General features: G+C 58.5%; 21 protein-coding genes. 10 read left to right on the top strand and 11 right to left on the bottom strand.

Annotation, left to right across the window (positions count from 1 at the left end; all coding sequences use genetic code 11):
* Positions 1 to 111: integrase core domain-containing protein (locus ACR3FE_RS15650; RefSeq protein WP_458208193.1), on the top strand; the 111-nt coding region annotated here is incomplete at its 5' end.
* A 99-nt stretch (positions 112 to 210) separates the two neighbouring features.
* Here ACR3FE_RS15650 and ACR3FE_RS15645 read toward each other — a convergent pair.
* Positions 211 to 3585, bottom strand: a complete 3375-nt coding sequence (locus ACR3FE_RS15645) for a PAS domain S-box protein (protein WP_458208177.1) — start codon at positions 3583 to 3585, stop codon at positions 211 to 213.
* Complete coding sequence (locus ACR3FE_RS15640) at positions 3582 to 4040, bottom strand: response regulator (protein WP_458208175.1); 459 nt, start codon at positions 4038 to 4040, stop codon at positions 3582 to 3584. Before ACR3FE_RS15640 ends, ACR3FE_RS15645 begins: the two co-directional genes overlap by 4 nt.
* Positions 4041 to 4239: 199 nt before the next feature.
* Between ACR3FE_RS15640 and ACR3FE_RS15635 the strand changes: the two genes are divergently transcribed.
* From ACR3FE_RS15635 to ACR3FE_RS15615, 5 genes are all read left to right on the top strand, one after another.
* On the top strand, positions 4240 to 5019 hold the full coding sequence (locus ACR3FE_RS15635; RefSeq protein ID WP_458208173.1) for a hypothetical protein: 780 nt from the start codon (positions 4240 to 4242) through the stop codon (positions 5017 to 5019).
* A 393-nt stretch (positions 5020 to 5412) separates the two neighbouring features.
* A complete protein-coding gene (locus tag ACR3FE_RS15630; RefSeq protein WP_458208171.1) occupies positions 5413 to 6354 on the top strand; it encodes a radical SAM protein in 942 nt (313 codons plus the stop codon).
* 639 nt (positions 6355 to 6993) lie between these two features.
* Positions 6994 to 8094 (top strand): TIGR04053 family radical SAM/SPASM domain-containing protein, encoded by a 1101-nt coding sequence (locus ACR3FE_RS15625; protein WP_458208170.1) that lies wholly within the window; start codon positions 6994 to 6996, stop codon positions 8092 to 8094.
* Between the two features lie 121 nt (positions 8095 to 8215).
* A complete protein-coding gene (locus ACR3FE_RS15620; RefSeq protein WP_458208168.1) occupies positions 8216 to 9556 on the top strand; it encodes a transcriptional initiation protein Tat in 1341 nt (446 codons plus the stop codon).
* Between the two features lie 73 nt (positions 9557 to 9629).
* Positions 9630 to 10709, top strand: a complete 1080-nt coding sequence (locus ACR3FE_RS15615) for a LeuA family protein (protein WP_458208167.1) — start codon at positions 9630 to 9632, stop codon at positions 10707 to 10709.
* Here ACR3FE_RS15615 and ACR3FE_RS15610 read toward each other — a convergent pair.
* The 5 genes from ACR3FE_RS15610 to ACR3FE_RS15590 are packed head-to-tail and all read right to left on the bottom strand — an operon-like array spanning position 10706 to position 16088.
* The gene (locus ACR3FE_RS15610; RefSeq protein WP_458208165.1) at positions 10706 to 11893 is read right to left on the bottom strand and encodes a CaiB/BaiF CoA transferase family protein; all 1188 of its coding nucleotides are present in this window, start codon (positions 11891 to 11893) and stop codon (positions 10706 to 10708) included. The genes ACR3FE_RS15615 and ACR3FE_RS15610 overlap by 4 nt on opposite strands.
* Entirely contained in the window at positions 11890 to 13077 is a 1188-nt protein-coding gene (locus ACR3FE_RS15605; RefSeq protein WP_458208163.1) for an ABC transporter ATP-binding protein, read from the bottom strand. Before ACR3FE_RS15605 ends, ACR3FE_RS15610 begins: the two co-directional genes overlap by 4 nt.
* Positions 13077 to 13943 carry a carbohydrate ABC transporter permease gene (locus ACR3FE_RS15600; protein WP_458208161.1) on the bottom strand — a complete coding sequence of 289 codons (867 nt, stop codon included), beginning with the start codon at positions 13941 to 13943 and terminating at the stop codon, positions 13077 to 13079. The genes ACR3FE_RS15605 and ACR3FE_RS15600 overlap by 1 nt, the downstream gene beginning before the upstream one ends.
* A complete protein-coding gene (locus ACR3FE_RS15595) occupies positions 13943 to 14854 on the bottom strand; it encodes a carbohydrate ABC transporter permease (RefSeq protein WP_458208159.1) in 912 nt (303 codons plus the stop codon). The genes ACR3FE_RS15600 and ACR3FE_RS15595 overlap by 1 nt, the downstream gene beginning before the upstream one ends.
* A 16-nt stretch (positions 14855 to 14870) precedes the next feature.
* A complete protein-coding gene (locus ACR3FE_RS15590; RefSeq protein WP_458208157.1) occupies positions 14871 to 16088 on the bottom strand; it encodes an ABC transporter substrate-binding protein in 1218 nt (405 codons plus the stop codon).
* Positions 16089 to 16381: 293 nt separating this feature from the next.
* Here ACR3FE_RS15590 and ACR3FE_RS15585 point away from each other — a divergent pair, with 293 nt between their 5' ends.
* Positions 16382 to 17701 (top strand): RNA-guided endonuclease InsQ/TnpB family protein, encoded by a 1320-nt coding sequence (locus tag ACR3FE_RS15585; RefSeq protein WP_458208155.1) that lies wholly within the window; start codon positions 16382 to 16384, stop codon positions 17699 to 17701.
* A 109-nt stretch (positions 17702 to 17810) separates the two neighbouring features.
* Here the strand turns inward: ACR3FE_RS15585 and ACR3FE_RS15580 are convergent, their stop codons facing one another.
* The 3 genes from ACR3FE_RS15580 to ACR3FE_RS15570 form a co-directional block, all read right to left on the bottom strand.
* Positions 17811 to 18479 (bottom strand): helix-turn-helix domain-containing protein, encoded by a 669-nt coding sequence (locus tag ACR3FE_RS15580; RefSeq protein ID WP_458208153.1) that lies wholly within the window; start codon positions 18477 to 18479, stop codon positions 17811 to 17813.
* A 93-nt stretch (positions 18480 to 18572) separates the two neighbouring features.
* Positions 18573 to 18749 (bottom strand): hypothetical protein, encoded by a 177-nt coding sequence (locus ACR3FE_RS15575; RefSeq protein ID WP_458208151.1) that lies wholly within the window; start codon positions 18747 to 18749, stop codon positions 18573 to 18575.
* A gap of 108 nt (positions 18750 to 18857) precedes the next feature.
* Entirely contained in the window at positions 18858 to 19007 is a 150-nt protein-coding gene (locus ACR3FE_RS15570; RefSeq protein ID WP_458208150.1) for a hypothetical protein, read from the bottom strand.
* Positions 19008 to 19153: 146 nt separating this feature from the next.
* Here ACR3FE_RS15570 and ACR3FE_RS15565 point away from each other — a divergent pair, with 146 nt between their 5' ends.
* From ACR3FE_RS15565 to ACR3FE_RS15555, 3 genes are all read left to right on the top strand, one after another.
* Positions 19154 to 19522, top strand: coding sequence for a hypothetical protein (locus ACR3FE_RS15565; protein WP_458208148.1), 369 nt, complete (start codon positions 19154 to 19156; stop codon positions 19520 to 19522).
* Positions 19523 to 19603: 81 nt separating this feature from the next.
* Entirely contained in the window at positions 19604 to 20578 is a 975-nt protein-coding gene (locus tag ACR3FE_RS15560) for an ABC transporter ATP-binding protein (protein ID WP_458208146.1), read from the top strand.
* A gap of 1 nt (position 20579) precedes the next feature.
* Positions 20580 to 21374 (top strand): ABC transporter permease subunit, encoded by a 795-nt coding sequence (locus ACR3FE_RS15555; RefSeq protein WP_458208144.1) that lies wholly within the window; start codon positions 20580 to 20582, stop codon positions 21372 to 21374.
* Here the strand turns inward: ACR3FE_RS15555 and ACR3FE_RS15550 are convergent, their stop codons facing one another.
* Positions 21375 to 22958, bottom strand: coding sequence for a COG1361 S-layer family protein (locus tag ACR3FE_RS15550; RefSeq protein ID WP_458208142.1), 1584 nt, complete (start codon positions 22956 to 22958; stop codon positions 21375 to 21377).
* Positions 22959 to 23245 lie beyond the last annotated feature (287 nt).

Raw genomic sequence — 23245 nt, 5'->3', positions numbered from 1 at the left:
AGTCGGCCGAGCGTCCAGCGGTGGCTTGAACAATTTGTACATTACTATAACCACCAACGACCGCATCAATCGCTCACCAACCGAACGCCTATCGAGGAGGAGCTAAACTAGACAGTGCCAATTCGAGTAACGAATCTCGGACCCTTTACTACTGTTCTATCTACTAAATGAACTGGATACTGGTGGTAAGATCCCTGTTCTGAAGTTCACCTACCGTTCTGGCTCCATCCCCGGTTCGTCTTCGAAGACGAGGTCGAACAGTTTGCGTTCTCCTTTCCGGAGATGGCGATTCACGGTAGGTTGCGAGACGTCGAGAATCTCTGCAACCTCACTCCCGGAACTGTCACGCGGGAAGTTGAAGAATCCGGCATAGTACGCGGTTCGCAAAACCTCTTCTTGGCGCTCGGTCAACCGTTCTTTGTAGACTGCCTGGAACTCTTCTTCGGTCTTGATCGGGCGGGCGAGTTCACGGCGAGCAACGAGTTCTGCATCGGTGTACCGGTTCAGGAACATCTCTAGAAACGCCTTGATATCCCCGGAGCTGGGCAGTTCGACCGTCAACCGCGCACCGTCGGACGTGGCAGTCAGTTCGGTCGGATGCACCCCCGATTCCAACAGCGTGGCAAGAAAGCTCGACTCGCTCGCGATCGCCTCGTAGAAATATCCAGACTCCCGTTCCGCGATCAAGTTCAATTCGGTGATGGCCGCCGACTGGTTGGCATACCGGTCGACTCGTTCGGGGGAACTCTCGGCGATCGTGAAGAACGCTCGAAGCGAGCCATCCGCCTGCTCGACCAACGCTTCGAACTGGAATCGACTGTTTTCCTCACTGGCGAACTGTACCGCTGCGATCGATTCGTCCGCGATTCGAAACTGTAGTTCCACCGCCGAATCGCTTACGAGCGCTTTCTTGCGCTCCAACGCGTTGATCGCGTACCCGATCATCTCCCCCAACTCGCCCAGCACCGTCACCTCTAACTCGTCGAAGATGCCCGGTGTCCCAGCATAGAGATTCAGTACACCATACAGCGTTTCTTTGTAGGCGAGTGGTACCGAGATGCTCGACCGATATCCCCGCTGGATGGCTTCGGTTCGCCACGGCTCGAACGGCGGGTCACTGTGAAGGTTGTTCTGTACCTGCGGTTCGTGCGTCTCGACTGCCCGCCCTGCTGGACCTTCTCCAGTCGGCGAGTCGTCCGCCATGACCGTAATCGCATCCAGATAGCCTCGTTCGACTCCCGCGGACGTTTGGGGGACGATCTCGCCACCGATCGCGTTCTGTTTACCGACCCAGGCGAATCGATACGGGTCTGAATTCGCCAGCATCGTACACACCGTCTGTTCGATCTCCTCACGAGTGGACGCCTGTGTCAATACCTGGGTGATCTCACGGATCACCGAATTGAGCCGGTTGACGCGGTCGAGCGTCTCCGTTCGATCTTCCAGTTCTTCGGTGCGATCTCGGAGTTGTTCCTCGCGTTCGACACGGTCGAGGGCAGCCTTGACGGTCGCCACGAAGATGCTCGCGAGCGTGCTCTCCTGTTCATCGAACTCCTCCGGTTCGGTCGCCCCGCTGATAAACACACCGTAGTTCCCGATCGGGAGCACGATCGCACTCCGTAATGGTGTCTCGGTCTCGGGAAGTTCCGTCTCCGCTATCATGTCGTCGATGATCCGACCGTCCTGTTCGGAGTACACCCGCCACGGGAGGTCGCGCTCCGACTCGAAAAGCAGGTCGTCACCGACGATATCTTTTACCTCGCGCGTGCGAGCCTTCGGTCGCAATCGACCGGTTTGTTCGTCGTAGTGTTCGATCTCGGTGATGGGAAGATCGAGTGCTTCGTGGGCAGTATCGACCGCGATTTCACAGACCTCCTGGGTCGTCTCCGCCGTCGTCAATGCCTGTGCAAGTTCGTTGAGTTGTTTGAGCTGTTCTTCCCGACGTTTGCGCACACTGATATCCCGAACCACACCTGCCCTCCCACGACGGTCGTCGCCGATCGCGAACAGCGATATTCGAGCTTCGATAGGCACGAGGTCACCATCAGCGGTTTCGAGCGTGGTTTCGTACGCCACCATTTCTTGATCCGACTCGGCGAGTTCGGCCTGAATCCGCTCGGCGTCGTCGTTTATCAGTTCGGAGGTGACGGTCGTAGCGGGCTTGCCGAGCAGCTCCTCACGAGAATACCCGATCATCTCCGCGTACGCCTGGTTCATGCTGATGAACCGTCCGTCCTCGTCGAGCGCGTACACACCGTCAGAAACCGTCTCCAACATCGCATTGGCTTGTTCGAGTTCCCGTTCTCGGTTCTTCCGGTCGGTGATATCTTCGAAGGCGAACACCGTCTTTGTGACCTCACCGTCCTCGTTTTCGAGTGGTGCCCCATTCACGGACAACCAGCGGTGGTCCCCATCTCGGCGGCGAATCTGGACTTCTCGCTGGAGCGATTCCCCAGTATCGAGAACCTCCCGATATGGACGCTGCCGTTCGTCGAGGGGTTCTCCGTATTTGTCGAGCGTCTGTAACTCGAGGTCGTCGTATCTCGGATGGCCGTTGTGATCGGGAGGGAGACCGAGGATGGTTTCGGCGGCGTCGTTGACGTAGTCGAAATGTCCATCTGCGTCGATGATGACGATTCCGACCGGACTGGTTTCGAGGAGACGATTTTTGAGGTTCCGCTCCTCTCGAAGTGCTTGCTCGGCTTGTTTTCGAAGCATGAGACGACCGAGGCTCGCCGTAACCCCCGCAGTGGCTTCCATCATCCCCTTATCTGGTTTGCGGTATTCTGGCATCACGAACACGAGAACCGCGACGACTTCGTCGTTGGCGACGATCGGAGCGCCGATCGCTGCTTGTAGTCCGCACTCTGTTGCAGTATGGGTGCGAACGAACGTCGGTTCGGGTTCATCGGACACGTCAGAGATCCATTCGGCCTCACCGGACGCCCAGACTCGACCTGGTAGCCCTTCGCCCCAGTCGAACGTCATCGATGTGGAGGCATCGTAGAAATTCGTATAATCATCCGATGCAACGTAGCTCGCCGAATGATGGACGAGATGCGATTCGTCATCGTCGGGCACCCATGCTTCACCGTATTCCCAGTTCATCGCCTCGCCGACCTCCTCCAACGCGATTTCTAGCCCCGCACCGAACGTGTCGACGGTGGCGATCTTTCGGGTGACGTCGTGCAGGAGTTCACGTTCCGCCTTGAGTTCCTTTTGCTCGCCGATATCCCGGATGATCCCAGTAAAGAACCGCTCACCCTCGTAGGTCAGTTCGCTGAATGAGATGCTGAGTGCAACCTCGTGACCGTCTTTATGTCGGCCTGGTAGTTCGATATGCTCCCAGTCGAGTCGTTGCTCACCGGTGTCGAGATACCGTTGGAACGCAGTTCGGTGTTGCTTGGCGAGGTGGTCATCCATCAGCATCGTCAACGGCTCACCGATCACCTCCCTGGGCGTATAGCCCAGGATCTCCTCGAGAGCTGGATTCACGAAGTTGATGATGCTGTTCGTATCGATGGTGAGGATGGCATCGGGTGTCGTACGGGCAAGTGATTCCAACTGCTGTGCGGGACTCTTCAATTTGGACTGTGCGGCGATATTCGTTTCAGAATCCGAGTCGGATACGATCCGTCTGCTTTCGCAGGTTGTGGCCTATCGAGGTGGGTCTGCAGGCGTCGAGTCAGGATTTCACTGGTTTCCGGAGTGTCGGAGGTCGGGACTGCCTCGTCGATGCCTGCAGCGTACGTTTCCTGCAGCAGGTCGGCAGTGATGTCGTCCGTGAGAAGAACCGTGGTTATGGATGGATAGTCGGACAAGACCGAGGAAAGGAAAGAGATGCCATCCGTCGAATCGAGTTCGTACCGACTGATGACCGCGTCGTAAGTCGAGGTCTGTAACTGGTCGATGGCAGCCTCGGGGGACTCGACCGTCTCGACGTGAAAATCGAACGAGATCGTTCCGACCGACTCTGTCGATACGGAACCCCCGGTCTGATCGGAGTCGACGTGTAAAATGTGGATTGGCGGTGTGCTCATTGCGTAGTTTTCCCTGAAAATCACTTCCGAGGTGCGTGATTTCGTCATCCTATGTATCCCGTTTTGAAAAGTGACGTGGCCACTCGAATACACATCTGACAGACAAAAAACGACGAAAATGTGGTGCCTGAACGACGCGGTTTCCAGCAGGTGATAATCGCCGTACGGTTAAATGGGAGTTGGGAGACGATAGTCACGTATGTTCCCAACGGTACCAGAAATCGTGCCACTCGCGACCGACGCTGCCAGGACGGTGGCTCTGAGTCGCAGTCTCGCCTACATCGTTGTGGCACTCGGTTCTGTCGTCCTCCTCTATTACCTGTACGCCTACGTCCACCACGTCCTCGCTGAACCTGACAGCATACGCTGGTGGTACCTCGGTATCGGAATCGCCGCCGGTGTCGTCTACGGAGTGGCAGGACTGCTGGACGTTTTGTACACCTCTGCGGTGGCTGCGACGTTCGCTGAGGGTGCGACGTTGTTCTTCATCCTCTTTCTTGCGCTCGGTATCCGAGCGCTGTACTTCTCCGGTCGATCGGACGAGCACCGCCGCGTCTTTCCCGAGTGGTTCGACTACCTCGTGGTCGTAGGCTTCATCGCGTCGTGGTGGCTCACTTTCCTCGGCAACCGCGATTGGATGGGACTGGTCGTCTCCGTTGGCTGGATCACCGCGTCGATGTGGGCACTGTTCTACAGCGTCCTGACGGTCAAGCGCCACGAGGGGACGAGCATCGCGGCACTGACTCGACACCTGTTACCGACCATCCTCTGCGTGACGATCGTCGTATTCGTGGAACTCATCGGCCAGTACGAACACACACTTCGGAGCTTCACCGACGCACTCTGGATAATCGGCACAGTCCTCGTGGGCGCATTCCTGTTCACCACTGCTGTTGCTATCCGCCAGCAGGGTGGTGAGGTCCAACGGATGTACGACTGGACGACGTGGCGACAACAGGAGTTGTCCGTCGACGAGTAACGCCATGGCACACAGAACGAAGACGTTCACCGGTCGGAGTACACAGCGAAGTGTCTGCCGCCACGGCTGGCACGTGTTCACTTCGAGCGTTCGAAACGATCGTACTACAATCGCATCAGCAACTCAGAACTACGCCAACTAACCATGAACCACCGTTCAGAAGATATCACGCTGTCCGTCTCGGCCGAAAGTGTAGCGCTCGAACGAAACGGTCGTGTATTCCAGTTCGATGCCGCGGGTCGACTGACGACGTTCTACGACGGGAACCACGTATACCACCGCGGATTAGACAATTCGATATTGGAAAAATGGTGGGAGGATTCGACGCTGAACGGTGAACAGGTTCGAATCCGTCGCTCTCAGGCGGTCTCTCCTTCGACCCGGGATTCTCTCATGGGGACCGCGTACGAAACGGCGACGCGATATCTCCGACCGCTTTTCGATGAGTCCAGCCCAAACCTCTCGGCAGCCGAATCCGAATCGATTCGCCGTGTGTTGGACTCCTCCGTCGATGAGTTGGATCGGGAAAAGCATCACTTCGAGTCGGTGTTTAGCCCGGTCGGCATGCTTCCTCCGGATCAGTATCGAGCCATCGTGCTTCAAGCAGTCACCGGTTGTCCCTATGACTGTTCGTTTTGCACGCTCTACCGCGACTCGGAGATGAAAGTACGGTCGATTCCGGAGTTCGAAGATCACGTCGCGGCGGTCAAATCGTTCTTTGGACGTGGGCTTCGATCACGTCGAACCGTGTTCTTGGGTGATGCGAACCCACTCGCCGCCTCGGAAGAGATGCTCACTGGGATACTCGATGTCGTCGCCCGCGAACTACCGGAGCAGTACGAGAAGGGTGTTCACACGTTTCTGAACGTCCGAACGGCCGCGAACACACCCGTGCAGAAATTCGAGACGCTCGCAAACCGTGGGCTAGAAGGTGTCTATTTCGGCGTCGAATCGGGGTCGTCCGAGGTACTCGACCAACTCCAGAAGCCCCAGACACCCGACGAGATCGTCACCGGCATCGAACGGGTGAAGTCAGCCGGAATTCGAACCGGCGTGATCGTTATGGCCGGCGTTGGCGGTCATGAACTTGCTGGTACGCATCTGTCTACGACCATCGACCTCATCGACCGACTACCACTGGATTCGCACGACATCGTCTACGTATCACCCCTCACCGTTTCTGGGTCGGACGGTTCTGAACAGTGGCTTCAACAGAGTAATCCGATGGATGAGATCGAAATCGCTGCACAGACGAAGCGATTGACGTCGGCACTCCCCGAGCACACCCCTGCCCGCGTGTCCACGTACCACGTATCTGATTTCACGTACTTCTAGGGCGACTCACGGGAAATCAAGGAGAAAACCCCGCCCTTCAGGGCGGAGATGAATCCGACGATACTCTACATTAGTTAACACGCGCTCGAAGCCGGATTCGAGGAAGACGACGAACCGGGGTGTGAACCAAGTGGTCCCGAGTTCGATGCCGATGGGTCACAGGAAAACTCGTCAGGGGACGAAATACCTGGCGGCGACACGAATTCGTGAAACCACGGCCTTCGACCCACGAGATTGCTCGAATCGAGATCGATCGACAGTTGAGACAGGACGCTGGTCGCCGTCAGTCCGTAGATTCGTGTCGACTTGACGCTTTGACATCCCCCGATATATTGGAACTGGATTCGTGGATTGACGGTTCTTTTACTACGTGAATGGAACGTAGCGGAATAGCTCGTGTAACGAAGGCGATTCCAAAACGAAGTACGTTGGTAACCGACCGCTCCTTCGATACGGATCGTCGGTTCGAATGGGATTGATCGATATCGTGGTTCAGACCACGACCGACCGGGTGATCAGCGAACACGCAGGCAGCGACGGCGTAGGTGACGAAACGACCCCTAGAAACAGACCACATCAGACGATTGGCTCGAACCGTGCAGTCAGACATGACGGAACACTCCATCTCAAGTAGAAACGATGGCCTCAAACGCCTCACACGAAGAACAGGACGGATACGCTCCTCACGAACGTGACTACAGTAAGAACCCCCTCATCATCACCTGGGAGGTTACACAAGCCTGCGAACTGGCGTGTGATCACTGCCGGGCTGATGCACAGCCAGAACGCCACCCCGACGAACTGACCACTGGTGAAGGCAAGGAACTCCTCGACCAAATCACGGAATTCGGTTCTCCAACCCCAATTCTCGTGTTTTCCGGTGGCGACCCACTCGAACGAACCGACCTCTTCGAATTGCTGGAGTACGCCGCGATGAACGGGTTACGGACGGCGGTAACACCGGCACCGACGTCCGCCCTGACCGAATCAGTCCTCGATCGGTTCGTGGACGTGGGGGTACACCGCATCGCACTCTCGCTCGACGGAGCCACCGCCGACCGGCACGATGCATTTCGGGGTGAAGCCGGGTCGTTCGAGACGATTCGTCACATCGCTGAATACGCGGCCGATATCGGACTCGCGATCCAGATCAATACCACCGTGACGGCAATGACAGTCCACGATCTTCCCGAGATTACGGACATCGTCGAAGCGTTCGATGCGGTCATGTGGGAAGTGTTCTTTCTCGTTCCTATCGGTCGAGGAACTGCACTTGAGCCGTTGTCTCCACCGAAGGCAGAACAGACACTGGAATGGCTGTATCGACGACAGCGAAGCGCCGATTTCCGCTTGATCACCGTCGAAGCGCCACACTATCGTCGGGTCGCACGACAGATCGAACACGAAGAGCGAGGCACTGACCCGAAGGTAGGGTCGACCGGTGACGGGAAAGGATTCGTGTTCGTCAGCCATACTGGATCGGTGTATCCGTCGGGCTTTCTCCCGGTCGAAATCGGCAACGTCCGTGATGAGAGCCTCGTCAATCTGTATCGAGAGGCACCACTACTCCGGTTGCTTCGTACCCCCGACCGATTCAACGGTGCGTGTGGTGTCTGCCCACACCACGAACGATGTGGTGGGTCGCGCGCACGAGCATACGCGACGACTGGAGATCCGCTAGCGAGTGACCCACTCTGTACGATTGCGGCTCAGAACGACCCGGTTTCGATCGACGATTGACTCGACAGTAGCGGATGGCGACCATCGACGGATCGGGAGCGTACCATCTCCTTCATTGATATTTATTGACGTATGTGCCGAGCGATACGTTTGTAATCCTTCAGGATCGAAATACAGTCAGATGGTTCCCGACATCTCACTCACTCGCCGAACCCTCCTTGCCGGCACTGGGGTAACTCTCGGTGGTGGTCTCGTTAGCACCGGTTTCCTCGCGCCAACGTGGCTTCCCGATCGGGTGACTGACTATCTCCTCCGGGTTTTTCCTGAACCGCCCAGTCACATCTGGAGGCCGGAGATCACCGCCACCCACGCCGACGAAGCGGTCGCTCTCCTCGAAGAGACGGTCGAGCAAGCGAACAGCCTTCGCGACCGAATCGACATCGACTCGCTCCCCGACGACCTCGCGTTCTCCCTCGACAACAGCGACCCGTCCGGTGGCTGGTTAGGGTCGGCAAAAGATGAATCAGACCCCTGGGAACGCCTGTTCGCGGCGACGTACGGGATGCAGTTCGCTAGCGAAGTCATCGGTTACGCGAAGGTCGCACTGGACGAAGTCGATCCGGAGTCACTCGTCGAACGCGGCGACCAACTTCGGATGGCAGCAGACAACGTTCTCGACTCCCTGGGTGATTATCCAGTCTCGAATCCGGCCCGAGACCTCGCATACCTCTACTTCGTCGAACGCGACCTCTCGCTCGCCCGACTAGATTCACATCGTTCCGGGACGTACGCTGGCGGCGTCGCCAGCGCCGACGACTACTCGAACCACGACGTTGCGAGGACGTGGGGGTCGCACATCCAGGCCGAACAACGACTCCGGAACGCTCGCTACTACCGTGACCTGTATCGTGAAAATCTCGGAGACGACACTCGTCCGTATGCGGGGGTACTGGACGATTCGTTGACGATGCTCATGTCCGAAATAAACAGGTTCCCAAGGCGCGACGAGATGCGAACGAAAGTAGCAGACGAACTCGAACTCACCCAGGAGACGCCATATGGTGCGGCCAGGTGGGAACTCCTGACACTCTGTTACGATACCGATTTTCGAATCGGATTCGATGAAGACAGCTATCGTCCTGGACACACTGTTCAACACGTCGTCGAGGTCGCATGGGAACTCCTCGCCCGCCGAGCACACGAGTTCGCGCTCTCCGAACTCGGCGTGTCGCCCGACGACACCGACTACGATTCGGGGAACGCATTTCGTGAGAAACGCCGTGCTGCCAGGACGTTCCGCTCGGTTCGAGCGGAGCACGATTCGCCGTTCGCAGGTGTTCTTGCACGAGAGGCGTCCGACCGGATTCGAGCAGGTGACATCGGTGTTGGAAAGAAATGGGGCGACGACGACCGGCCAGCGTGGCAAGACCGCGTGGAGGCGACGACCTACTACCTCGTCGGCACCGGTCAGATGCGTGAACTCGGCGATGTACTCGGAATCGTATTCGACACTATGCGGTAACAAGTCGATAACGCTGGCCCGTATTTCATCCCATAGCAAGGAATTTCACCGCTGAACACCGACGTATCGAACGATGAAGCTCCTGGACGCCACCCTGCGGGAGGGGGAACAGCGAGTGGAGCACACGTACACGGTCGAGCAGAAGATCGAAGCAGCCAGAAAACTCGACGAACTCGGGGTCGACTTCGTTCAGGTGGGCTTTCCGGTGGCGGACGACCGAACCCAGCGCGTCTGCGAAACGCTCGATATCGATGCGAAGACGACAGGTATCGCACGTGCCATCGAAAGCGACATCGATGCCGCATCGTCGGCGGGTGTCGACGTCATCGATCTGTTCGCGCCGACGAGTGACCGCCAGCGCGAGCAACTACTCGGGACGAGCCGTGACGACCTCAGGACGAAGATACAGGATACGCTCCATCGTGCCCGTCAAACCGGATGTGAGGTTCACTTTACCGCGATGGATGGTTTCCGAACCGACACCGAGTTTCTTCGCGAACTTCTCGATTCGATCGACGCAGAGTACGTGACTATCGCAGACACGGTTGGGAGTCAGATTCCGGAGGGCGTGCGTACGACTCTCGACGCACTCGACGGTGATCTCAGCACTGTCGGGGTTCACTTTCACAACGACCTGGGCGTGGCTACGGCGAACGCACTTGCCGCCGTGAACCAAGGTGTCGGCAAGGTAGACGTGACGGTCGCCGGTCTTGGTGAGCGTGCTGGGAACACTCCACTCGAGGAGTTCGTCGTCGCTGGCGAGGTTGGCTCAGAGCAGGTCGAAACGAACGTGAACCAGGCTGATCTTATTCGCGCTGTCGAGTCGATTCTCGATACTCTTGGTGAGGAGGTCGCACCACAGAAGCCTCTCGTTGGTCGAACCGTGTTCGAGCACGAGTCGGGACTACACACGGCGGCGATGTTGGACGACCCTGCCACGTTCGAGGCGTTCGACCCGGCAGCGTTCGGTGGCGAACGGCGGTTGCGGTTCGGGGCGGCGAGCGGCAGTGGAGCGGCGAGACGGCTATTGGAACGTGCGAGCGTTGACCCGTCGGACTCGAACATAAGTGCATTACTGCAAGCGTTCGACGACGCGAACGGCGATTTGACGTTGTCGGAAGCGATCGAGTTGGCGAAGCGAATCGAAGACTAGATCGCCCCTGCGTTCCGAAGCTCTGCGATTCGTTGGTCGGAGTAATCGAGAGCTCGAAGCACCGCCACCGTATCCTCGCCGAGTCGGGGAGGATTCTTCGAGTCGATCCGAGCGTACCCGGACGAAACGACCGGGAATCGCGGCACTCGAACCGTCGTCTCTTTCCCTTCGACCGTGGATACTTCCGCGAGCGCGTCCGTCGCGTCGAGGTGCGGGTCGTCGCACACATCCCGAGTATCATTCACTGGCGCGACAGGGATACCCACCTCTCGGAGCCGGGTCACGAGTTCATCGGCTTTGAAGGTGCTGAACGCTTCGGTGAGACGTTCGTTTAGTTCGTCGTCGTGGCGTCGACGCGACTCCGGCGATGCGAACCGCTCGTTTTCGTGCAGCTGCAGGTCGAGCGCGTCGCACATCGTTTCCCACTGACGCTGTGATGATGGGCCGACGAACACCCACGAATCATCGTCTGTCTGGAACACGTCGTAGGGAGACCAGTTCGGGTGACTCGCCCCGAGCGGTTCCGGGACGTCGTCGTACGACTGGGTGTACGCGAGCCAATATCCCATGAGCGCGACCGTGCTCTCGAACAGGGGTACTGTCAGCTTCTGCCCTTCTCCGGTGTGTTCGCGCTGATACAGCGCGGCGATGATGGAGACCGCTCCGTACAGCGCAGCGACCATATCCGCGACGCTGGTGCCGACGCGAACTGGGGGCTGACCGGGATTGCCGGTTACGCTCATCAGACCACTCAGCGCCTCGGCGACCGGGTCCAACGCCGGGTAGCCCTCGTAGAGTCCGTCGTTGAATCCCTTGATCGAACAGTAGACGAGATCGGGATTGTGTGACCGCAGGTCGTCGTACCCGACCCCGATTCGGTCGACCGTTCCGGGCGCGAAGTTCTCGACCACTACGTCGGCACGAGCGACGAGGTCGGCGAAGACCGCGGCACCATCCTCTGATTTCAGGTCGATGGTAACGCTCAGCTTGTCCCGGTTGACGTAGTTGAACGAACTGTTGCCGACGGGGCTCGAATCACGGACGGAGTCACCACCCTCGGGGTGTTCGACCTTGATAACCTCCGCGCCGAGATCTGCGAGCAGCAGCGTGCAGAATGGTCCCGCGATGATGTGTCCCAGTTCGACGACCGTTACGTCCGTGAGGGGCGGTTCGTCCGTCGTCATTGCAGTGACTCCGTCTGCCCGTCGGCGTGAAGCGTGTTGCCGAACAGGATCGTTTTCCCACTGCCGTCGAACACGAAGGTGTGCCGCCGGTCGAATCCGACCGTGAGTCTGTCACCGGGTTCGATTCCTGCGACGGTGTCAGAGACCACGTCGATTCGCGTCCCATCTTCGGTTCGAGCGTGGACGACAGATTCGGTGCCGAGGGGTTCGACCACTTCGACCACGACCGTCAACTCGTGTTCTCTGCCAGAACTCCCGCGCTCGCTATCCGAGGTTTGCGACCCTCCTGCTCGCTCGCCACCGACGGGCGAGAGATACTGTGGACGGACGCCGAGTTTGACATTTTCTCCCCCTCTGTCCGCGAGTGCGTCGTCGGGGAACGGAACAGACAGTCCATGTCCTACGAGGGTGACCGATTCTCCCTCTCGAGTGACCGTGCAATCGATTACGTTGGTCGACGGCGTTCCAATGAAGCGAGCGACGTACTCCGATACGGGCTTGTGGAAGAGGGTTTCCGGCGGATCGAACTGCTCGATGCGACCGTCGTTCAGCAAGACGACGTAGTCACTCATCGTCATTGCCTCCGTCTGGTCGTGGGTGACGTAGACGACGGTAGCATCCAGTTCCTGGTGAAGGCGCTGGACTTCCACCCGCAGTTCCGATTTCAGCTTCGCATCGAGGTCGCTCATCGGTTCGTCGAGCAGGAGGACGTCGGGGTTCTGGACGAACGACCCACCGAGTGCGACCCGTTGTTGCTGACCGCCGGAGAGTTCGGCCGGTTTCTTTTCGAGCTGTTCGGTTATCTGGAGCGTTTCGGCGGCTTCCTCGATACGGCTGTCACGTTGGTCTTTCGGAACACCCCGAATCTTCAGGCCATAGCCGATGTTCTCTCGAACGGTCATGTGTGGGTAGAGTGCGATGCTCTGGAACACCATCGCGACGTTTCGTCGCTGCGGCGGCAGGTCAGTGACGTCTGTTTCTCCGAACGACACCCGGCCACTCGTCGGCGTTTCCAGTCCGGCGATCATCCGGAGCATCGTCGTCTTGCCACAACCGGACGGGCCGACGATGGTCGTGAACGACCCCGCCGGGATGTCGAGCGAGATGTCGTCGACGGCGACGTGCGTCGTGCCCAGTGTTCGGAACTCCTTACGAACGCCACGGAGATGGATCGGTTTCGCCATCAGTCGAGCCCTCCGACGCTGAAGCCCTGTAACAAATAATTCTGCAGGAACAACGCTATCAGGAACGGCGGGACGGCGATGAGCAGCGAGACGGCCATCGTCTCCCCCCAACCGATGGTCACGCGGTCGAGAAACAGGCTCGCACCGACGGTGATGGTGTACATCTCGTCCTCGCTCATCACGACCCGCGCCATCGTGAAGTCGTTCCACGCCACGGCGAAAGAAAAGATGGCCGCGGAGATGTACCCAGGCCGCGCGACCGGTAGCACGACGTCCCAGACTGTTCGCCACCGTCCCGCGCCGCGTACCCAGGCTGATTCCTCGAGTTCGATGGGAACTGTCTGGAAGTACTGCCACAGGAGCCAGATGGCGAACGGTGTCGAAATCGCCGTCAGCGCGAGCGTGAGGGCGAAGTAGCTGTTCAACAGCCCAAGCGCGAAGAAGATGACGTAGAGTGGTATCGCCAGCACGATTGGGCTGAACATGTAGGAAAAGAGGACTGCCCGCGCGGCGATGCTTTTGCCACGAAATTCGAAGCGAGTCAATCCGTACCCCGCGGCGACGGCGATGGCCGTCGAGAGAAGCGTCGAACTGATGGTGACGATGAGACTGTTCGTGAAGTATCGGACGGTGCTGGTTTCTGTCAGCAGAACGCGGAAGTTCCGTACGGTGACCTCGCTCGGGACGAGGTTCACCTGTCCGCCAGCGAACGTCGTGGCGGGCGACTGGACAGCGATGACCGCCATCACGTACACCGGTACTGTGACGAAGATCGAGATCAACAGTGCGGTGAGATACAGCACGATTCGGTTGAGTCGCTTCTGTGTTCGATACGAGAGGAGGTGGCGCGCGGACGTGACGGCCATCAGGCGGTCACCTCCTTCTCTGGGGTGAACGCCCGGAAGTAAACTATCGCCGTCGCGGCGAGCAGGAAGAACATGATGCCAGCGAGCGCCGTCGCTTGTCCGAAATCCACCTCGTTGAAGGCGATCTGGAAGACACGAATCGGGAGCGTCGTCGTCGCCTCCAACGGGCCGCCCCGCGTCGAGAGATAGATGATGTCGAACTTGTTGAACATCCAGATACCCCGGACGAGCAGGATGATGAGGATGGCTCCCCGGAGGTGCGGGAACGTGATGTCTCGGAATGCCTGCCACGTCGTCGCGCCTTCGACCCGGGCCCGTTCGTAGAGGTCGGTGTCGATTGCCTGCAGACGCGCCAACAGGATGAAGAACGCGAACGACGCGAACTTCCAGACGCTCGTGACGACGACGGCAGGCATCGCCCACGTCAGCGTCGAGAAGAACGCCACCGGTTCTTCGATGAGTCCCATCTGGAGGAGTATCTGGTTGAGAATGCCGATGTTCGGGTCGAGGATGAACTTCCACAGGAAGATGACGACGAGCGTCGGGAGGAGATAGGGAAATATCATCATCGTTCGGAGCGCGACACCTCCTCGAATCCGCTGATTGACAACCAGGGCTAGTCCCAGTCCGATGAGGAGGCTGAGAACCGTGGTCGATACCGCATAGACGACGCTGTTCCAAAGATGTGTCCAGAAGGACGGCTCCGTGAGGAGACCAGTGTAGTTTCCGAGGCCGACGAACACGGGGTTCCGAACCGGGTTCTCGAAGAGACTCATGGTCAGCGCGTAGACTATCGGCACGACCCAGACGATGGTGAAAAACCCGAGAAGTGGGACGAAGCTAACGAGTAACAGTAGGGTCGTACCATCGATACGTCCCACCGAAGATCGAATCTCGTGTGCCGTACTCATCGTCATCGACGGCGAGTCATCGCTGGAGTGCGCGTAGGCGCTGGCCGAGCCAATCGACCGTCTCCTCCGGCGACAAGTCCCCCACGAGCAACTGGTCGGCCGCCTGTCCGAACACCTGATTGCCGTAGGCGTCGGCGGCGACGATGTTCGGTGCCCCCTCGTCACCGGTGGCGAGTACGGAGGTGAACACGTCCCAGTTGTTCCGAACCATGTTCAACACCTCGGGGAACTGCTGGAGCGTCTCGTTGTTATTCATGGGCGGACTGTCGAGTTGCTGTCGGTTCGGCGGGAACTGGAACAGCGGCGCTGACAGCACGAAGTCGAAGAACCGGTCGGAACTGTTGAAGAAGTTGACGAACTCCTGAGCACCCTCGGTCGCGTTTCCGTCGTTACGGACGAGGTGGCCTTCCATGTACGCCCACCACTTATCCTGCTCTTTCCCCTGTGGAACCGGGAACGGCATCGGACTCAGGCGTTCGACGAGGTCAGGCCGATTTGCCATGATCGTGAGCACTGGCAACCCACCGACGCTGACGATGGCGGCGGCATTCTCCTGTTGTAGTGCCGCGATGGCGTCACCCCATTCCCATCCACTGCCGTTCGGTGAGTACTGGGACATCTGCTGTACCCACTGATACGTCTCGATAGCGAGTTGTCGATTCTCGCCCTGGTCGACGGTCACCTCGATCGCGTCCGAGGAACCACTGTAGATATCGACGTCGTTTTGCCAGAGATACTGCGTGTGCTGCGTATCGGCGTTGTTCGTCTGCCCCGATTGGATGACGTAGCCATTCGTCCCCTCCTCTTCGGTGACGCGCTTTGCTTCGGTCAGCCAGTTCTCCCACGTCGTCGGATTTTCGGGATAGAGGTCGTTGCGATACCAGCCCATCAGCGGTTCCACCATCGTCGCGGCGAAGAACGACTCGCCACCGATATTGACGGGATCGGGAAGGTCGTTCCCCTGAACGGCCCCAGTCACCGGGGCGAGGACGCCATCACGCTGGAAGCGGAAGGCGTCCGTCGAGGTGTCGAAAAAGAGATCCGGCGGATTGCCCGCCGCGACCATCTTTTGCATCTCCTGGTCGGTCGATGTCCCTTTCGCGGTGAACGTGACGTCGACGGTGTACTGTGAGAACTCCGATTCAAAGTCAGAGATGATCTCATCTATCACCTGCTTGGAATCACCACGATCCGTGAGATACCGGATCGTCGTCGTTCCCTGACCGCTGGCCATTCCCCCGAGTCCTATTGCAGATACCGCGCCAGTCGTTTGTAGAAATCGTCGTCTGGTGAAATTCTCCCAACCCATGACAACTAGTAACATAGATTTCGGGGGTTGATTGCCTTCCCCCTACAAGTGTAGGTTCATTATACTACAACAAGGAGAATACCCACGCCTTGAGGCGCGGGATGAATCCGACAACCCGTTCCACAATCTACTGTCGATAGCAGGGCCGGATATTCCACCGTCCTCAATCCGAATTTTTACAAGAGACGCGAATATAAGTGATTATACAGACGTTCAGAATGCTGGAAGTCCACCGTACTCATCGAGCGAAAATCCTCAACCACTCACAGGTAGAGGACTTGCTCGACCGGCATGGGTGGTCGGCCAGCAAACTCTGGAACGTCGCCAACTACCATTCCAGAGAAGTCTGGGATGAAACGGGCGAGATTCCCGACCACGGCGACCTCAAAGACAAGTTGAAAGGTCACACCAAATACAAGGGAATGCATTCGCAGTCCAGTCAGCGCGTTCTGGAGGAACTCGCTGAAGCCTTCAACTCATGGTACGGCAAGAGGAAGTCCGACGACCGAGCGAATCCGCCCGGCTACCGCAAGAAAAACTACTACGACGATGCTGGAAACCGCGTCCACGAAGAACACCCCCATAGCACGGTGACGTGGAAGCAAAACGGCATTCGGCACGACACCAAGCACAACCGCGTCAGGCTCTCGAAGGGTGCAAATCACAAGGAACACCCGAGAGCGTTGGAATACATCCTTGTCGAGTACGAGACCCGGCCCGGTGTCACGGTCGAAAACCTGCAACAGGTTCGGGCTGTCTACGACAACGCGAAGGGTCGGTGGGAACTGCATCTCGTCTGCAAAGAAGAAATCGAGCCGCCCACTGCACCCGGTACCGAGACAGCAGGTATCGACCTCGGTATCTGTAACTTCGCCGCCGTCGCGTACAGCACCGAGGACGCCGACTTGTATCCCGGCAACCGCCTCAAACAGGATGGCTACTACTTTCCGAAAGAAATTGCCAACTGCGACGACTCGGGCGGTGAACGAGCAACCCGCCTCCACCACAAGTGGTCGGAGCGCCGCACTCACTTCTTCCATTCCTTAGCGAAGCACATCGTAGAACGGTGTGTGGAGCGAGGAGTTGGGCGAATCAACGTCGGGAAACTCGCTGGCGTTCGAGAAGACGAAAATGGCGACTCGAAGAACTGGGGTCGCCACGGGAATCTCGATCTGCACGGGTGGGCGTTCGACCGTTTCACATCGATTCTCACGTACAAGGCGAAGGTCAAGGGTATCGAAGTCGTGGGAGTGTCTGAGCGAGACACGAGTAAGACGTGTTGCGTGTGCGGTAGGGAAGACGATAGTCAGCGTGTCGAACGTGGTCTGTACGTCTGCGAGGAATGTGATGCGGCGTTCAACGCCGACGTGAATGGGGCGGAGAATATTCGTCTCGACATGAATCAAAGTAACTCCGAGTCTTCGTCCAGTTTGGGTGGAGATAGGAGTACCGGCTGGTTGGCACAGCCCGGAGTCTACCTTCACGACTTGTCTCACGGATTCTCACCGAGAGAACAAGTGGTCGACTGCAAACCCTAATATCCCAATCCAGCGGTGCGGTGCCGTGGGATTCCCGCGTCTTCAGGCGCGGGAGGATGTCAATATCGACGATCAAGGCAGATATCTCGCCTTCGTGCCGCGGTGGTCGTCAAATCGGTTCGTCGATGACGAACTTCCGCTCATCAGGCGTAGACATCTCTGGCGTACGCACGTCGCTGACCGCCACCTCGATGAGTTTTTTCTCTGCCTTTCTGAGATGCTCGAGCAAAGTCGAGTGTGCGATCCCGAGTTGATTCGCCAATGTTTGGGCGTCTGTTCGGCGCGGCCAATCGAAGTAGCCAGCATCCAGCGCCGCCTCGATGACCTCCGACTGTCGTGCCGAGAGCGACGCAGTCCGATCCGTGTGCGGCAGGAGTTTCCCGAGTCGGACGCTTCCGATTTCGTCCAACTCGTTCATGATCGTACGAAGGTCTTCCCGCCGGAAGACGACGACGTTGAATACGCGTTGGCTCCCGTTCACCATATCCATCCCCTGAAGCATCCCGTGATTCGATCGAATGACCGGCAGCGCCCCGCACGAACGTTTGGTGAGAAGCAAGCGGGTGTCGTCGATCGCCTCAGCATGTGTCACCTGGTGGGACTCACGTAACCGCTCCAGGAAGTGTCGTTGCTGGTCGCCCGCGTCGATAACCAGTGTGATCATCTCGTCGTCGTGGACTTTCTCCTGCGAAACGTAGAACGGCTCGACCGAATTTTGGGTGAGTTCACTGAGGATGCAATCCCGATCTAGATCAAAATAGATCTTCGCGAAGAGCATCGTGTTCTATGTTAGCATCGAACAATCATTATAGTTCTGGTACGAACACCGAGGAGCGTGGGGGAGAACTCGTGGTCGCGGGGTAATTCGTCATCACGAGAGGTTCGCTGGTTTCAGTGCGTCGCTATCCGAGAGGACTGGGAGTGTCGGTGAGCCGTTACGGGGTTGTGGCCGAATCCAGTCGTGGGTATTGACAGTCCCCTCAGCGACCGGTTCGCCGTTCACATCGACGACTTCGATACCGTCCGCGCGAAGACGGGCGACAGACACCTGCGACCCATCTGCTCGGATATCTCTACAGGCGATGAAGCGCCCGTCATCATCGGCAGCCGTCAGCCCAACTGCCCCGAGCGCACCGATAATCGTCCTCCCCGAATCCTAAATGACGGCGGCTACCCAGTCCGAGGTGACGAACTTGTAGCGACACCCCTCACAGAGAACTAGCTCTAGAACCTCGCCCGTGGAAAGATGGACGTGGTACCGTTGAACCGGGAGATCCTCCTCACAGTTGTAACACGTTACGGGCATATCCCGTTCCAGGTATGTATATTACAGAAAAGACGAATATAGCTATTTCCCCGATTTTCTGTCATCGGACTGTTTCAGATTATTTGCGGGCTGGGTTTCACTCTGGTTGGCGGAGATTTAGGTTACCGACCGTCGTCTGTTCGCCAATGATGCAAGGGACGCCGTTGTTCGACAAGCTGTTCACCGAACTCATGACCGTGCTCGACCGCCATCGCACCGTCGATAGCGTTCGCATCGTGACGACACTTCTCGAACACGAGACGGGGACGCAGCTGATCGGACTTCTCGAAGGTGGGGAGGCAGTGCTCAGTTACGACAGTACGACGGGGACGGTGACACGGACACCAATTCTCACGGACAGTCTCGACGGAGCGAATAGCGAGGTCGTAGATCGACCCAGAACTGAAGAACAGCTGTGGCGCACTATTAGCGGATTTGGCGAGGATGCGTTCGTCTGGGTTCATCCACGATTTCGCTGGCTCTTCGATGCACCGTATGCCGAGTTGCTTTCCTGAGCAGTTCGCGTAAAAAGGTCGAACCTCCCCTGCATCCCGCCGAGGAACCGTTAAGTTCGTCCAGACCATCTCATACCCAGTGTGACGACGGATTCGAAAACCGTCGAGAACGCGATCGCCGTCGAGGGTCTGACGAAGTATTACGGCGACGTTCGGGGGGTGGAAGACCTGACGTTCGCGGTCGAGACGGGAGAGATATTCGGGTTCCTCGGGCCGAACGGCGCGGGGAAGTCGACGGCTATCCGGGTGTTGCTCGGACTCTTGAAGCCGACACGTGGAACCGCGAGGATACTGGGAAGTGACGTGACCGACCGTGATGCTGCCATCGCGGCACGGACGAACGTCGGGTACGTCCCCGGCGATGCAGCGTTCTACGGTGACGCGACTGGCGAACGACTGCTCGATTACTTCGGGTCGCTGGCGGGTGACGAACGCCGCGAGGAACTCCTCGAAAGGTTTCCAATCCCCCGCAACCGAAAGGTGAAAGCCTACTCTCGCGGGAACAGACAGAAGCTCGCGCTGGTGCAGGCGTTCATGCACGATCCCGACCTCGTCGTGATGGACGAACCCACTGCCGGACTCGATCCGCTGGCACAGAACGCGGTCTATGAATTCCTCGAAGCAGAACAGCAACGAGGCGTTACCGTCTTCTTTTCGACACACATCCTGAGCGAGGTTCGGAAGCTCTGTGACAGGGTCTGTATCATCCGTAACGGTCGACTCGTCGCACTGGAGCAGATCGACGCCCTGTTAGAGAAGAGCGGGAAGGTCGTCCGCCTCGATCTGGCCGAGTCCCCTGCGCCCGACGACCTCCGCTTCGAGGGCGTCGCGAGTGTGAGCCACGACGAAGACGACTACCGGCTGGTCGTGACCGGCGACGATTTCGAGGGGTTCGCAGACGTTCTCGACCGGTACACGATAGAAGATATGGAGATACGGGAGACGTCACTTGAGGACGTCTTCATCGAGTTCTACGCCGATGACGTAGAAATCGAGACGGAACCGGTCGAACCGTCGCCGGAGGCGGACGTCGTAGCGAAGGGAGAGAGAGAGTGATATGTTCGAGATAACGCGGTTCGAGATCGGCAAGCGCGTCCGTGGGACGATGGTGCTGACAGCTGCGTTGGTCGTGCTCATCGCACTCCACATCGCCTTATTCCCCTCGATACAGGACGCTGGTATCGACCTGGACGCCTACGTCGAGAGTCTCCCCGAGGAGACTCAGCGCGCCTTCGTCGGGAACGTGACGACCATCACCACCATCGACGGCTTTCTCGCCTCGCAGTTCTACCAGTTGGCGTGGCTGCTCGTCCTCGGCGTCTACTACGCCTACGCTGCGGCGTCGAGCGTCGCGAGAGAGGTGGAAAACGGTACGCTGGAACTGGTGCTCGCCCACCCAGTCAGTCGGTCGCAGCTCGTCGTCGGGAAGTTCTTCGCGCTCGTTCCGAGCATGCTCGCCGTCAACGCGCTCAGTTATCTCGCTGTCTACGTCGGTGTCCGCTACATCGACGAATCGCTCGATCTCCTGGATCTGTTCACACTCCACGCCTACTCTATCGGGTATCTCCTCGCCTGCGCGGCCGTCGGGATGGTCGCCTCGGTCGTCTTCGACTCGGCACGGCGCGCCCAGACGGTCGCTATCGGGGGTATCTTCGGCATGTTCCTCGTCGATTCGCTCACCTTCGATACCGACTACGAGTGGGTCGGCGACTTCGCCTTCACTCGTTACTACGACGTCGGCGAGATTCTGACGGAGGGGACGGTCGCGTGGAGCGACCTCGCCCTGTTGGTCGTCGTCGCAACCTTCCTGCTCATCGTCAGTGCGGAGCTGTTCGAGCGCAAGGATGTCTGATCATCCCCCACGAAACCGCCACCAGCCAGCCGCCACGAGCAACGCGGCGACGACGGCGACCGTCGCGATGAGCGGGAACCCTGGCCCTTGTTGTCGTTCGACTCGCACTGCTACCTGGTAGGGACCGGCGACGCGGCGCTCGCCATTGGGTGTTTCGTAGGTTATCGTCACGGTCGCCGGGTGTCGCCCAGGTATGGCCTCGTCTTCGACCGTCAATTCGAACGCGGCGGTTCTGGATTCGTTGGGTGGAAGTTCACCGACGAACGAATTCTGGTCGTCGCTGGTCAACGGCTCATCTACCTGCAGTCTCGCCGTCACGTTCGACAGCATCTGGCTGGCGTCGTTCGTCACTTGAACACGTAATACTCCACTTTCGTCGGTCCCGAACGACGCCGTGATAGGGTCGACGTCGAACGGTTCGCGTTTGTCCCCAACTCGTACCGTCGCCTGGAGTGGATCACTGGTCGTTCGCCTTCCTTCTCTATTCTGGTAGACGACCCGAAACGTGAACTCGCGCGGCCCCGCGTTCGTGACGTTGAGCGCGTCCAAGTCGAATCGGAACGACCGCTGTTCACCCGCCGGAATCGTCCCAAGCGGGTAGCTCCGCTCCTCGGGGCGCAGCGTACCCGTACGCCTTTCGAGGACGAGTGTCGCATCCTTGGCATTCCTCGGCCCAGCGTTGAAGATCGTCCCTGTGACCGTTCCCTTGTCGCCGACACGCACTGTACTCGTCACGTTCTGGAGTGCGAACGTCTGCTTGGGGGCTGGAATCACCCCGAACGTTTCCAGTCTCGTCCGGTTGCGCGTCCCGTTCGCCCGATAGGAAATCGTGACGGTGAAGGGGTAACTCGTGACGACTGTGTCGTTGGTCGCCGTCGCTTCGAACTCGAACGTAACGTCCTCGTTCGTGGCCCATTCGCCGACGAACTGGGTGTCTTTTTGTGTTCGTCCGAGACGAAGGTTGCTGCTCTGCGACCGCAGGGTGACGATAGCGTCGCTGACATCCGGCCCCGTATTCTCGATCGTGACCGCGATCGTCCCTGTGCCCTCCACCTGAACGTTCGAGGAGATCGATGTGACCTCGAACCGATCTAGAACGATACGCTCTGAGGGTTGCACGCTGAAGAAGAACGGATTCGTGCGGACACGCGAACCGTTCGCTGCGGTGTAGGTGATGACCGCTCGGAACGGGTAGCTGCGTATCTCGGCGAACTCTTCGGCGACGATGTCGAACGTCACCGTTCGCCGCTCGCCGCTGGTCCACGGGCCGACCGACCGAGTGGCGTTCTGGTTCGGGCCGAATCGAACGCTCTCGTTCGGCGAGATGACGAGGACACTCGCGTTATTGACGGCGTCGCCAGTGTTGACGAATGTCAGTGCTAGCGTCCCTGTACCATCGACCGGGACGTTCGACGTGGTCGAGACCAGCCTGAACTGTCCATCCGACCCTGTTGTCGTCGGTGTCCCGGTCTCCTGAGCCGCGACGGATGCAGTCGATCCAGGAACCACTGCGACGGACGTACCCCCCGATACGAGCACGATTACGAGGAGCACCGAAATCCGACCGATCGTCATCTTCGACATTCGCCCTGGCTATCGTCGCCCGATCTCGTGGCTAATCTTCCTCGCGAGCGTCGTTGACCCGTCTTCCAACGTCCACCGCCAGATTCGACTACGTCACGTGTTGAGAGCCGTCCTCCCCCCTCGATAGGTGACATCTGTTTCTCCCCCGTCACGCCACACGACGACGAAGCCTATAGGTCTGCCTCTCGACTGTTCGGACGACGACAGTTGTGACTCCCGCTCCGATGCTAAGACGATGAGTGTCGACTGCGACGACGCCGATTTTCTCCCAGTCCGACCGTAATGGT

This window comes from Haladaptatus rarus (assembly GCF_054177585.1).
The sequence above is the reverse complement of the archived record's forward strand: the minus strand, read 5'-3'. Positions and strand labels throughout refer to the sequence as shown.